Origin of the sequence: Streptomyces odontotermitis (assembly GCF_050510915.1) — a bacterium.
Classification (GTDB): Bacteria; Actinomycetota; Actinomycetes; order Streptomycetales; family Streptomycetaceae; genus Streptomyces.
In genome coordinates, this window is the sequence record NZ_JBNJLS010000020.1 from 71,649 (window position 1) to 84,807 (window position 13,159).

Sequence of the window (13,159 nt, forward strand, 5' to 3'; positions counted from 1 at the left end):
CCGCCGGGTCGCATCAACACCCGGCGGCTTCTCCTGTGCGGCCCTCGGGTGCCACCATCGTCACCAGGGCCGCAGTACGCCGTTTCCTACCTCGGCCCTCCGCGAGCGATAATCGAACGTGGGGCCGCGACATGCGGGGAAGCTCGGACGTCCTACTGGAGGCGTGAGCGCGGTCCGCCACACACAACGGTGAAGGACACGCACTCATGACCACGACGCCCACGATCGAGCTCAAGCCCTCCTCGACTCCGCTGTCCGACGCGGAGCGCGAGGCGATGCTGGCGAACCCGGGATTCGGGCGCCACTTCACCGACCACATGGTCACCATCAAGTGGACCGAGGGCCGCGGCTGGCACGACGCCCAGCTCGTGCCGTACGGCCCGCTCACCATCGACCCGGCGAACGCGACCCTGCACTACGCGCAGGAGATCTTCGAGGGCCTGAAGGCGTACCGCCAGCCCGACGGCTCCGTCGCCACCTTCCGCCCGGACGCCAACGCCAAGCGCTTCCAGTCCTCGGCCCGCCGCCTCGCCATGCCGGAGCTGCCCGTCGAGACGTTCATCGAGGCGTGCGACGCGCTGGTCCAGCAGGACAAGGCGTGGGTGCCGGCGCACGGCGGCGAGGAGTCGCTCTACCTGCGGCCGTTCATGATCGCGACCGAGGTCGGTCTCGGTGTGAAGCCCGCCAACGAATACCTCTTCATCGTCATCGCCTCGCCCGCCGGCGCCTACTTCCCCGGTGGCGTGAAGCCCGTCTCCGTCTGGCTCTCCGAGGACTACGTCCGGGCGGTCCCCGGCGGCATGGGCTTCGCCAAGACCGGCGGCAACTACGCGGCCTCGCTCGTCGCCCAGGCCGAGGCGGCCGCGAAGGGCTGCGACCAGGTGGTCTGGCTGGACGCCCTGGAGCACAAGTGGGTCGAGGAAATGGGCGGCATGAACCTGTACTTCGTGTACGGGAACAAGATCATCACGCCCGAGCTCACCGGCTCCCTCCTCGCGGGCGTCACCCGCGACTCCCTCCTGAGCGTCGCCCGTGACCTCGGCTACGAGTCCGAGGAGGGCCGCATCTCCACCGAGCAGTGGCGCCGCGACACCGAGAACGGCACGCTCACCGAGGTCTTCGCCTGCGGCACCGCCGCGGTCATCACGCCGGTCGGCACGGTCAAGTCCAACGGCGGCGAGTGGACCCAGGGCGACGGCGGCCCCGGCGAGGTCACGATGAAGCTGCGCGACGCGCTCCTGAACGTCCAGCGCGGCATCTCCGAGGACAAGCACGGCTGGATGCACCCGCTGGGCTGAGCATCAGCCCGCTGAGCTGAGCCTCAGCTCGATATGTGGCGCCGGGCGAGCTGGACTTCCCCCTCCAGCTCGCCCGGCGCTTCTTCGTGCGCGGGGTGCGGCAGCAGCCAGTACGCCGCGCCGCCCACCGCTCCCGACAGCAGGAAGCTGCAGTCCACCCCGCCGGTCATGGCCAGCAGTGGCCCCTCGTACGAGGGCAGGGACACGGACAGCACGCCGACGAGCGCGCCCAGCGCCCAGGCCGCGGTGGCCGATATGTTCCACCCGCCCCGGAACCAGTAACTCCCGCCCCGGGCACGTCGGTTGAACACCTGGAGCGCCTCCTCGTCATAGCGGCCCCGGCAGCGCACGAACCCGATGAGTGTGATCACCGCCCACGGCGTGCCGATCGCGGTGAGCAGCAGCACGAAGGAGGTCATCGCGTCCTGGGCGTCCCAGGCGTAGTGGCCGGCGAAGACGCACGCCGTGGCGACGACGGCGACGGTGTACGTGGCCCGTGCCCGGGACGCGCGCGGCAGGATCGCGTCGAGGTCGAGTCCCATCGAGTAGAGCATCAGACCCGCGTTGCCGACCGAGCCCGCCGAGGCGGCGAGGAGGAGCGGGAGCAGGTACCAGGCGGGGGCGGCGGAGACGAGTGGGTCCGCGTAGCCGAGGGCCGCCCGCGCGGCGTACGCCGTGAACGTGCCGAAGAGCTGCGGGACCAGGAGCCCCGCGATCAGCCCGAGCCAGGCCGCGCTGAGCACCGCGCGGGAGCTGTGCCGGGCCGGGGAGATGTAGCGGGTGTAGTCGCCGAGCAGGGTGATGAAGGCGATCGGACCCGAGAGCCCCGCCGCGACCAGGGCGAGCAGCCAGGTCGGCCAGAACGAGCCGAGGGCGTAGCCGCCCGCGCCGGGCAGCGCCGACGTCGTGAAGTCCGGTGCGTACGCGGCGAGTCCGAGGGCCAGCAGCACCGTCATGCCGACGGCGAGGACGCGGGAGAGCCGGAGCAGCACGCGGTAGCCGTAGACCGCGCCCGTGACGGTGGCCGCCGCGAGCAGCGCGTAGACGAGGGCGTACGAGAGCGAACCGGTCGGCAGGCCGAGCAGGCGGTGCAGGGTGCCCACCATGACGTCGCCGCCGATCCAGACGGTCAGCGCCGTGTAGCCGAGCGAGAGCAGCAGGCCCACGACGGAGCCCACCAGGCGCCCCCGGACGCCGAATTGGGCGCCGGACGAGGTGGACAGGTTCGTCCCCGTGCGCAGGGAGACCAGGGCGAGCGGAGCCGTGAGGGCCGTGCCGAGCGCCGTGCCCGCGACGATCGCGCTCACCGAGGCCCACCAGTCGAGGCCGAACGACACCGGCAGCCAGCCGAAGACGATCACCCCGAGGCAGAGGTTCGAGCCGAGCAGGATCGACACCAGGTCACGGGGGCGGCTGGTGCGCTCCTCGTCCGGAATGGTGTCGACGCCGCGCTGTTCTATCGGCATGAGGGTGCCCCTGACGCTCGATGGTTCCCGCTCTTTTGAGTGACGCTCAATGTGGCGTAGCTCAAGCTCGCGCGTCAATGTTTCCGTCATGTGAATCTCCCCGTTAGAGTGATACTCAAATGTGGAACCGGCAATGAGGGAGGTGCGGTGGCGTGCGGCTGACCCCCACGGAACGCGACCGGCTGCTGCTGTTCGGGGCCGCCGAGCTGGCCCGGGCCCGCAAGGCGCGGGGCCTCAGGCTCAATGTCCCGGAGGCGACGGCGCTGATCGCGGACACGGTGTGCGAGGCCGCCCGTGACGGGCTCCGGCTCGCCGAGGCGATCGACCGCGCCCGCGCGGCCCTCGGCCCGGACGACGTACTCCCCGGCGTCGCCGACGTGGTCACCGAGGTCCATGTGGAGGCCGTCTTCGACGACGGGTCCCGGCTCGCGGTGGTCTCCGACCCGATCGGGCAGGGGCTCGGCGAGGACGCTCCGGGTGCGCTGCTTCCCGGGCCCGGTCAGGAGGAGCCCGCGCCCCGCGTGCGGCTGACCGTGCGCAACACCGCCTCCGTCCCCGTCTCCGTGACCTCCCACTTCCACTTCTTCGAGGCCAACCCCCGGCTCTCCTTCGACCGTGCGGCCGCCTACGGGATGCGGCTCGCCGTGCCCGCGGGCTCCTCCGTGCGGTTCGGGCCCGGCGAGAGCGTCGATGTGGGGCTGCTGCCGATCGGGGGCGCGCGGGTCGCGGTCGGCTTCGCGGGTCTGGTGGACGGCGCGCTCGATGCGCCCGGCGCGAAGGAAGAGGCCCTGCGCAGGGCCGCCGCCTGTGGATACCTCGGAGTGGACGGACCTCTGGGAGCGGAGGACAAGCGATGAACCCCTACGAGTACGCAGCCACCCATGGCCCGCGCGCGGGAGACCGGGTCCGGCTCGGCGACTCGGGACTCACCGTCCGCGTCGAGTCCGACTCCCAGGCGTACGGGGACGAGTTCCTCGCCGGGTTCGGCAAGACGGCGCGTGACGGGCTGCACCTCAAGGCCGCCGCCGTCCGCGAGACCTGCGACGTCGTCATCAGCAACGTCGTCGTCATCGACGCCGCGCAGGGCATCCGCAAGGTCTCCATCGGCATTCGGGAGGGCCGGATCCACGCCATCGGGCGGGCCGGGAACCCCGACACCCTCGACGACGTGGACGTCGTCGTCGGTACCGGCACCTCGATCGTGTCGGGTGAGGGGCTCATCGCGACGGCCGGCGCCGTCGACACCCATGTGCACCTGTTGTCGCCGCGCATCATGGAGGCGTCCCTCGCCTCGGGCGTCACGACGATCATCGGGCAGGAATTCGGGCCCGTCTGGGGTGTCGGGGTCAACTCGCCCTGGGCGCTGCGGCACGCGTTCAGCGCCTTCGACGCCTGGCCGGTCAACATCGGCTTCCTCGGCCGGGGTTCCTCCTCCGACGGCGCCCCGCTCGTGGAGGCCCTGGCCGAGGGCGGCGCCTGTGGCTTCAAGGTGCACGAGGACATGGGTGCGCACACCCGCGCCCTGGACACGGCGCTGCGGGTCGCCGAGGAGCATGACGTCCAAGTCGCCCTGCACAGCGACGGGTTGAACGAGTGCCTGTCCGTCGAGGACACCTTGAAGGTGTTGGAGGGGCGGACCATCCATGCCTTCCACATCGAGGGGTGCGGCGGCGGTCATGTGCCGAACGTCCTGAAGATGGCGGGCGTGCCGAACGTGATCGGTTCCTCCACCAATCCGACGCTGCCGTTCGGGCGTGACGCGGTCGCCGAGCACTACGGGATGATCGTCTCCGTCCACGACCTGAAGACGGATCTGCCCGGTGACGCGGCGATGGCGCGGGACCGGATCCGGGCCGGGACGATGGGCGCCGAGGACGTCCTCCATGACCTGGGCGCGATCGGGATCACCTCGTCGGATGCGCAGGGCATGGGGCGGGCCGGGGAGACCGTGCGCCGGACCTTCGCGATGGCCGGGAAGATGAAGGCCGAGCTCGGTCCGATGGCGGGTGACGGCGAGGGTGACGACAACGCGCGGGTGCTGCGCTACATCGCCAAGCTGACCATCAACCCCGCCCTCGCCCACGGGCTTGCGCACGAGGTCGGCTCCATCGAGGTGGGCAAGCTCGCCGACATCGTGCTCTGGAAGCCGCAGTTCTTCGGCGCCAAACCGCAGCTCGTCCTCAAGTCCGGCTTCCCCGCCTACGGCGTCACGGGCGACCCGAATGCGGCGACCGACACCTGTGAACCCCTCGTCCTGGGGCCCCAGTTCGGGGCGTACGGAGCAACCGCCGCGGACATCTCGGTGGCTTTCGTCGCGGGCGCGGCCGCCGAGCAGGGGGGAGACCTGATGCCCACGCGCCGCCGCCGCGTCGCCGTCCGGGGCACACGGGGGATCGGCCCCGCCGACCTGCGCCTCAACTCCCGTACCGGCGCGGTCGACGTGGACCAGCGCACCGGCCTGGTCACCCTCGACGGCGACCCGGTCCGCTCCGAACCCGCCGACTCGGTCTCCCTCAACCGCCTCTACTTCCTCTGACCGCCCCTCCTTCCCCAAGGAACCGCACTCATGACCTTCCGCATGCCCCCCGAATGGGCCCCGCACGAGCGCACCTGGATGGCGTGGCCGAGCCCCAACCCCACCTTCAGCAATCCCGCGGAGCTCGCCGAGGCCCGCGAGGCATGGGCCGCTGTCGCCCGCGCCGTCCGTGCCTTCGAGCCCGTCGTGATGGTCACCGGCCCCGGCCAGGCCGAGTCGGCCCGCGCCCTCGTCGGCCCCGGCGTCGAACTCGTCGAGCGTGACCTCGACGACGCGTGGATGCGGGACATCGGTCCCACCTTCGTCAGCGACGGAAGCCAACTCGCCGCCGTCGACTGGACGTTCAACGGATGGGGCGCGCAGGACTGGGCCCGCTGGGAGCACGACTCCAAGATCGCCCGTCATGTCGCGGACATCGCCGGAGTGCCGGTCCACTCCTCGTCCCTCGTCAACGAGGGCGGTGCCGTCCACGTCGACGGCGAGGGGACCGTGCTGCTCACCGACACCGTCCAGCTCGGCCCGGAGCGCAACCCCGACTGGACCCGCGCCGAGGTCGAGGCGGAGATCCACGCCCGCCTCGGCACCAGCAAGGCCATCTGGCTGCCGCGCGGACTGACCGGTGACTACGGGCTCTACGGCACCCGGGGCCACGTCGACATCGTCGCCTCCTTCGCCGCCCCCGGTGTCGTCCTCGTCCACACCCAGCAGGACCCGGCCCACCCCGACTACGAGGTCAGCAAGGAGGTCGCGGGTGTCCTCGGGGCGGCGACGGACGCGCGCGGCCGGGCTCTCGAAGTCGTCGAAGTACCCGCGCCGACCGTGCTCACCGAGGACGGGGAGTGGGTCGACTACTCCTACATCAACCACTACCTCTGCAACGGCGGCGTGGTCCTCTGCTCCTTCGACGACCCGCACGACGAGGTCGCCGCGGGCATCTTCGGCCGGCTCTTCCCGGACCGGACCGTGACGCTCGTCGACGCCCGTACGATCTTTGCCGGGGGTGGCGGCATCCACTGCATCACCCAGCAGCAGCCGAAGATCTAGACCGGGAGCACGGACGTGGCCGAAGCGGGCCCTGCGCGCAGGAAGAACGCGCCGCCGCGCGAGGACGTGCTCGCCGCCGCCATGACGATGATCGCCGAGCGTGGCCTGGAGAAGCTGACCATGGCCGCGCTCGGCCGCGAGGTCGGCATGAGCAGCGGACATCTCCTCTATTACTTCCGCACGAAGGACGAGCTGCTGCTGCGCACGCTCGAATGGAGCGAGGGCAGGCTCGGCGCCGAGCGGGGGCGGCTGCTCGCCCGGCAGGAACCCGCTCGCGCACGGCTCGACGCCTACGTCGACCTCTATGTCCCGGACGGCCACCGCGATCCGCACTGGACGCTCTGGCTCGAGGTGTGGAACCGCTCGCTCAACGCCGACGACGACGGCCGCGAGCGGCAGGCCGCGATCGAGGGCGCCTGGCACCGCGATCTGGTGGCGCTGCTCGCCGAGGGCATCTCGCGCGGAGAATTCCGGGCGGTCGACCCCGATCGGTTCGCCACCCGGCTGCGGGCGCTGCTCGACGGATTCTCGATTCATGTGGCGATCGGCGTGCGTGGCACCGATCGCGATCAGATCCTGGCTCATGTGACGGAATTCCTCGACGAGGGACTGACGGACTGACGCCCGGCCGACGCGGCGGACCGCGGCGGATCACGGCGGCCGATCGCCGCTGCGGCGAGCCGTCGCATGGCTGCTGCGCGGGATCGCTGACGCGGCCGGACGATGAATACAGGCCATGAGCAGCCCGATTCGTTGCCTCGCGGACCGTCGACCACTCGTTCGGGTTGTACGTAAACGTTCGCATTGTGGCGGGGGTGAGCGGTGCGCTTGAATCGCGGTGGTGCCCTCGGCGACGACCGAGGCGCGACAGGTTCGGGGGGAACCATGTCATTGACCGCTTCCGCACGCTCAACTGCCCTGACTCTTGCGGCACTTGGCGCCGTTGCGCTGCTGCCCGGCACGGCTCGCGCCGCGCCGCCGGTACAGTCCGCGCCGCCGGCACAGTCGGTGCCGAGAGTCGAGCGCGTGAGCATGGCCGCCGACGGCGCGCAGGCCGACGGCCGGTCGGGCGCCGCGACGCTCAGCCCTGACGGCGACCACATCGGCTTCGCCAGCGAGGCGACGAACCTCACGCCGGACGGTGGCCAACGTCCGCGCGCCCACGGCTATGTACGGGACCTGAGGACCGGCCAGGTCACCCGGATAAGAGAGAGCATGAGCGCACCGGTCCTCAGCGCCGACGGCCGCTATGCCGCACACACGGCCTGGGGGCCGTACATCATCAACGTCTTCCTCACCGACCTGACCACCGGGGAGAGGAAGCAGGTCGACGGCAAGGGCTTCAAGGAAGGGTCGTACGCGCCGTCGATCAGCGCCGACGGCCGCTACATCGCGTACCAGCTGACACCGCGCCACCCCGAGAATCCGACCCGCGTCGAGGTGTACGACAGAGTCACGGACACCCGCGAGGTCGTGAGCGACGGCCCGCCCGACTCCTCTCGCGACATGACCGACCCGTCGATCAGCGCCGACGGCAGCAGGGTCGCCTATGTGGACGAGGGCGCCGACCAGGTCTGGGTCCGCGACCGCACCTCGGGCGCGCTCACCCGGGTCGACGACGGCATGCCCTCCACCCTCACCCAGCTCAGCGCCGACGGCCGGACGGTGGCGATGAACTCGGCGGACGGCGCCTACATCCGTGACCTGCGCACCGGAAAGACCCACCGCTTCCCGGGCCGCCGGGCCGCCGCCCTCAGCCCGGACGGACACCAACTCCTGCTCTCCGACGCCGAGTCCATACTCCGCCTGACGAACGTGCACTCGGGGCGGGACACCGTCGTCGGCCATGGCTCGGCCACCGCGGGTGCCGTCGGCGCCAAGGGGCGCAGCGTCGTCTTCTCGTCGGCGGACACGGACGTGGTCCCGGGCGATACGAACGGGGTCGAGGACGTCTTCCTCTGGCACGCGCGCTGACCCGACCCGACTCGAGTCGACTCGGCCCGATCCCATCCAATCCAATTCAGTCCAGCCTGGCCCGGCGAAGCGATCGCCGCCGACGCCTGCAGTGCGGCGGTCCGGCCAAGAACCAACTCAGGGGGAATCCATGCCCGTTACCCACCGCCTCGTCATTGCCGCCGTCGTCGGCGTGCTCGGCGCAGCGGCCCTCCCGACGGCGGCCGTCGCCGTCCCGGTGCAGGTCGCCGACGATCCCGCCCTGCCGTACACGGAGAGAGTCAGCGTCGGCCGTGGGGGAACGCAGTTCGAGGGGGCGTCGTTCAGGGCCGAGATCACCGACGGCTATGCCGGTGGTGTCGCCTACACGACCAACGCGCCGGCCGCCGCCGACGACACCAACGGCGTCTCCGACGCCATGCTCGGCTCCGCCATCGCCAGCCGGACGTCCCGCGACGGCAAGCCGGGGAACGGGCCGTCGCGGGAGGCGTCCTCCTGCGGCCGCTTCACCGCGTTCGTGTCCGAGGCGACCGACCTGACGTCCAACTCGCCGACGGACGGCCGGACCGCGGTCTATCTCCGCAACCACACCGTGGGGAAGATCGGCAGGGAGACCTTCGGCTACAAGGGCGTCGAGTTCGAGCACGTCAGCGATCCCCGGATCAGCCAGGACTGCCAGTGGCTCACCTTCGTCGGCACACTGCCCTCGACGCCGGACCACGTCGAGCAGTCACGCGTCTACCGCATCAAGGTGTACGACGCCTCCATCGAGCCGGTCAGCGACGTCGCCCCTGACGGCTCCCGCGCGGCGGGCCGCCCCTCGATCAGCGCCGACGGGCGCTACATCGCCTACCAGTACGGGGTGCCGCACCCCGGCGGCCCGGCCAACTCCAGCGACATCTACGTCCGCGACATGGAGACCGGCACGCTGGAGAAGGCCACCGTCGCCCCCGGCGGAGGCGAGGCCGACCGAGAGTCCACCGGCCCCGTCCTCAGCGCCGACGGCCGCAAGGTCGCCTTCACTTCGTACGCCTCGAACCTCGCGCACGGCGACACCAACAAGAGCGCCAACGTCTTCGTCCGCGACCTCGACGCGCACCGCACCCGGCTCGTGAAGGGGGCGGGCAAGAACGTCTACACAGGCGAGGCCGCGCTCAGCGGCGACGGGAACTTCGTCGCGTACGTCCAGGGGAGCCTGAAGAAGCCCGATGCCGCGCACAGCATCCATCTGCTGGATCTGACCACGGGGACAACGGAGTTGGTGAACGTGGCGACGGACGGAGGAGCGAGCGAGTACTCGGCGGACAACCCCTCCGTGAACACGGACGGCAGTGCGGTCGCGTTCGACTCGCTCTCCGCCGACCTGGTGGCGGACGACACGAACGGCGCGCCCGACGTCTTCGTCAGGCACCTGCGGTGAGGCGGGTTCGTCAGGCACCTGTGGTGAGGCGGGCGACCGCGGCGTTGCGCGCCGCCTTCACCGCCCTCACTGCCTTCGCCACCTCCATCGCCTCCACCGCCTCCACCGTTGTCCCCGTCCTGGCCGCCGTGGCAGCGGTCACGGTGGCCGTCCCAACGTCCGCGTCGGCGGCCCCCGTTGGACCGGCTTCCGCACCAGCAGCCACCCAACGCGTCAGCGTCGCCGCCGACGGAGCGCAGGCGAACGGCGACTCGACCGCGCCGTCCATGAGTGCCGACGGGCACGTGGTCGCGTTCCAGTCCACGGCGAGCAACCTCGTGCCGGGGGACACGAACGGCCGGTCGGACGTCTTCGTCAAGAACCTGAAGACGGGCGCGATCGTCCGGGTCGACGCGCGCGACGCGGGCGCCCCGGCCGAAGCGGATGCCCTTCAGCCCTCCCTCAGTGCCGACGGCCGCTCCGTCGCCTTCACTTCGGAGTGGACGTACCGGGTGCCCGGCAGACCCTCGGGCCGCCAGTCCGACGTGTATGTGCGCGACCTGCGCACCGGGCACACCACGAAGGTGAACGTCGGCCTCGACCAAGGGTTCGGGGTTGTCTCGCGGGACCCGGCGATCAGTGCGGACGGGCGCAGGGTGGCCTTCGTCGGCGGGGACACCCCGTGGTTCCCGGCCGGGCTGCACGGCAACGTCCGGGTGTATCTGCGCGATGTCCGGGCGGGCAGCACCGAGCGGATCAGCGCACCCCCGGCCCCGGGGGACAGGGAGGCGTACGAGCCGCGGATCGACGCGTCGGGGAACGCGGTGGCGTACCGGACGACCGTGCCCAAGGTGTCGGGCCCGCCCGAGACGTTCGTCTACGCGTGGCGGCGCGCGAGCGGGCAGGCGGTGCGCGTCGACACGACGTACGACGGCAGCAGCAGCGATCCGAACCGCGCCTCGCTAGGCGGGATCAGCCCGGACGGGTCGTACGTCCTCTTCGATTCGTCCTCGGACCGGATGGTTCCGGGCGCGCTCCACGGCGGGGGATATCTGCAGGACCTGCGCACCGGGGAGCGCGAGTTGATCGAAGCGGCCGACGACCCGGCCACGGACACGAGCGGCATCGCGTTCACGGACGGCGGGCGCCGCTACCTGTACGGGACCGAGGAGGGCCTCTTCGAGCGCGACCGGCGCACGGGCGCGAGCACGCTCCTGTCGAGCGACCGGGGAGACATACGCGAGCGGGTCTTCGACGCCCGCGCCCGCACCACGGCCTACGGCTCCTGGGACGACGACCGGGTGCCGTCGGACACGAACGGGAGAGGGGACGTGTTCGTCACCAGGCTCGGCTGAAGAGATTCGTCGCCAGGCTCCCCTGACGGGATTCGTCACCAGGCTCCGCTGAAGAGAGGTGAGCACGCTCACGGACGCGGCCGCCCGCCCCGCGAGACCGGGCGGCCGTCCGGCCCCCGGCTGCCGTCCGCACCCGGGCCCGCATCGTGAGACGCCCCCGCACGGCCGCCCACGGCTGTGGCAGGCTGCCCCCGTGCTCTCGTTCGCCATGATTATTGGCAGCAGGCGCGCCGGTCCGCAGTGACCGCCTCGTACCACCAAGTACGGGCGGACACCGTCGTCCTCGACCCGCGCGCAGACCTCTCGCACCCGCGAGGGGTTTTTCTGTTTCCTGGCCCACCCGCAGCCGGGGGCGGAGCGCACGGGATCATAGGGGGACGGTGGAGCCGGTCATTCCGGTAGACCGAGATCCAGTAACAGGAGCCAGAACAGATGACGGAAACCAGCGCACCAGACGATACGTCGCGCGAAGGCCGCGCAGTTGACGACTCGTTCCACGTCTTCGACACGACGCTGCGCGACGGTGCGCAGCGCGAGGGGATCAACCTCAGCGTCGCGGACAAGCTGACCATCGCCCGGCACCTGGACGATTTCGGAGTGGGGTTCATCGAGGGCGGCTGGCCGGGCGCCAACCCCCGCGACACCGAGTTCTTCGCCCGCGCCCAGAAGGAGATCACCTTCCGGAACGCGCAGCTGGTGGCGTTCGGCGCCACCCGCAGGGCCGGGGGCAGGGCGGCGGACGACCCGCAGGTCAACGCCCTGCTCGACTCCGGTGCGCCGGTGATCACGCTGGTTGCCAAGTCCCATGACCGGCACGTCGAGCTGGCCCTGCGCACCACGCTCGACGAGAACGTGGAGATGGTCCGCGACACCGTCGCCCACCTCGTCTCCCAGGGCCGCCGTGTCTTCGTCGACTGCGAGCATTTCTTCGACGGCTACCGCGCCAACCCCGAGTACGCCAAGTCCGTGGTCCGGGCCGCCGCCGAGGCCGGCGCCGACGTCGTGATCCTCTGCGACACCAACGGCGGCATGCTGCCCGCCCAGGTCCAGGCGATCGTGCACACCGTCCTCGACGACACCGGAGCCCGCCTCGGCATCCACGCCCAGGACGACACGGGCTGCGCGGTCGCCAACACGCTGGCCGCCGTGGACGCGGGCGCGACCCACGTCCAGTGCACGGCCAACGGCTACGGCGAGCGCGTGGGCAACGCCAACCTCTTCCCGGTGGTCGCCGCCCTCGAGCTCAAGTACGGCAAGCGGGTCCTGCCCGAGGGCGCGCTGCGCGACATGACCCGGATCTCGCACGCGATCGCCGAGGTCGTGAACCTCACGCCCTCCACCCACCAGCCGTACGTGGGCGTCTCGGCCTTCGCGCACAAGGCGGGCCTGCACGCCTCCGCGATCAAGGTCGACCCGGACCTTTACCAGCACATCGACCCGGACCTGGTGGGCAACCGCATCCGGATGCTCGTCTCCGACATGGCCGGGCGCGCCTCCATCGAGCTCAAGGGCAAGGAGCTCGGCGTCGATCTGCGCGGCGACCGCGAGCTGATCGGCCGGGTCGTCGAGCGGGTCAAGGAGCGCGAGCTCAAGGGCTACACGTACGAGGCGGCGGACGCCTCCTTCGAGCTGCTCCTGCGCGCCGAGGCGGAGGGCCGGGAGCGCAGCTACTTCCGTACGGAGTCCTGGCGGGCCATCGTCGAGGACCGCCCCGACGGCACGCACGCCAACGAGGCGACGGTGAAGCTGTGGGCGAAGGGCGAGCGCATCGTCGCCACCGCCGAGGGCAACGGACCGGTCAACGCCCTCGACCGGGCACTGCGCGTGGGCCTGGAGCGGATCTACCCGCAGCTGGCGAAGCTGGAGCTCGTCGACTACAAGGTCCGCATCCTGGAGGGCACGCACGGCACGAACTCCACGACCCGCGTCCTGGTCGCGACCAGCGACGGCGAGGGAGAGTGGTCCACGGTCGGCGTCGCGGAGAACGTGATCTCGGCGTCCTGGCAGGCCCTGGAGGACGCCTACACCTACGGACTGCTGCGGGCCGGGGTCGAGCCGCCGGAGTAGCCGGGGCGGGGTGGCGGCCGCCGGGGACCGCGGCGGCCCGT

Annotated in this window: 10 protein-coding genes; 9 read left to right on the forward strand and 1 reads right to left on the reverse strand. The window is 71.3% G+C overall.

What is annotated here, in order from left to right; translation table 11 throughout:
* The first annotated feature begins 206 nt into the window (after nt 1–206).
* Entirely contained in the window at nt 207–1,298 is a 1,092-nt protein-coding gene (locus ACQB60_RS36485) for a branched-chain amino acid aminotransferase (protein WP_496930411.1), read from the forward strand.
* A gap of 23 nt (nt 1,299–1,321) precedes the next feature.
* Here ACQB60_RS36485 and ACQB60_RS36490 read toward each other — a convergent pair whose 3' ends face one another.
* Nucleotides 1,322–2,764: a cytosine permease gene (locus tag ACQB60_RS36490; RefSeq protein ID WP_496930412.1), complete on the reverse strand. Its 1,443-nt coding sequence runs from the start codon at nt 2,762–2,764 to the stop codon at nt 1,322–1,324.
* Nucleotides 2,765–2,916: 152 nt separating this feature from the next.
* Here ACQB60_RS36490 and ureA point away from each other — a divergent pair, with 152 nt between their 5' ends.
* The 8 genes from ureA to cimA all read left to right on the forward strand — a co-directional run bounded on the left by ureA (nt 2,917) and on the right by cimA (nt 13,118).
* The gene (ureA, locus tag ACQB60_RS36495; RefSeq protein ID WP_496930413.1) at nt 2,917–3,621 is read left to right on the forward strand and encodes an urease subunit gamma; all 705 of its coding nucleotides are present in this window, start codon (nt 2,917–2,919) and stop codon (nt 3,619–3,621) included.
* The gene (locus tag ACQB60_RS36500; RefSeq protein WP_496930414.1) at nt 3,618–5,300 is read left to right on the forward strand and encodes an urease subunit alpha; all 1,683 of its coding nucleotides are present in this window, start codon (nt 3,618–3,620) and stop codon (nt 5,298–5,300) included. Before ureA ends, ACQB60_RS36500 begins: the two co-directional genes overlap by 4 nt.
* A 30-nt stretch (nt 5,301–5,330) precedes the next feature.
* The gene (locus tag ACQB60_RS36505) at nt 5,331–6,344 is read left to right on the forward strand and encodes an agmatine deiminase family protein (RefSeq protein ID WP_496930415.1); all 1,014 of its coding nucleotides are present in this window, start codon (nt 5,331–5,333) and stop codon (nt 6,342–6,344) included.
* 15 nt (nt 6,345–6,359) lie between these two features.
* Entirely contained in the window at nt 6,360–6,965 is a 606-nt protein-coding gene (locus ACQB60_RS36510) for a TetR/AcrR family transcriptional regulator (RefSeq protein WP_496930416.1), read from the forward strand.
* 411 nt (nt 6,966–7,376) lie between these two features.
* Complete coding sequence (locus ACQB60_RS36515) at nt 7,377–8,318, forward strand: protein TolB (protein ID WP_496930480.1); 942 nt, start codon at nt 7,377–7,379, stop codon at nt 8,316–8,318.
* Between the two features lie 130 nt (nt 8,319–8,448).
* Entirely contained in the window at nt 8,449–9,717 is a 1,269-nt protein-coding gene (locus ACQB60_RS36520; RefSeq protein ID WP_496930417.1) for a TolB family protein, read from the forward strand.
* Between the two features lie 23 nt (nt 9,718–9,740).
* Entirely contained in the window at nt 9,741–11,051 is a 1,311-nt protein-coding gene (locus ACQB60_RS36525; protein WP_496930418.1) for a hypothetical protein, read from the forward strand.
* 432 nt (nt 11,052–11,483) lie between these two features.
* Entirely contained in the window at nt 11,484–13,118 is a 1,635-nt protein-coding gene (cimA, locus tag ACQB60_RS36530; RefSeq protein ID WP_496930419.1) for a citramalate synthase, read from the forward strand.
* The last annotated feature ends 41 nt before the right edge of the window (nt 13,119–13,159 follow it).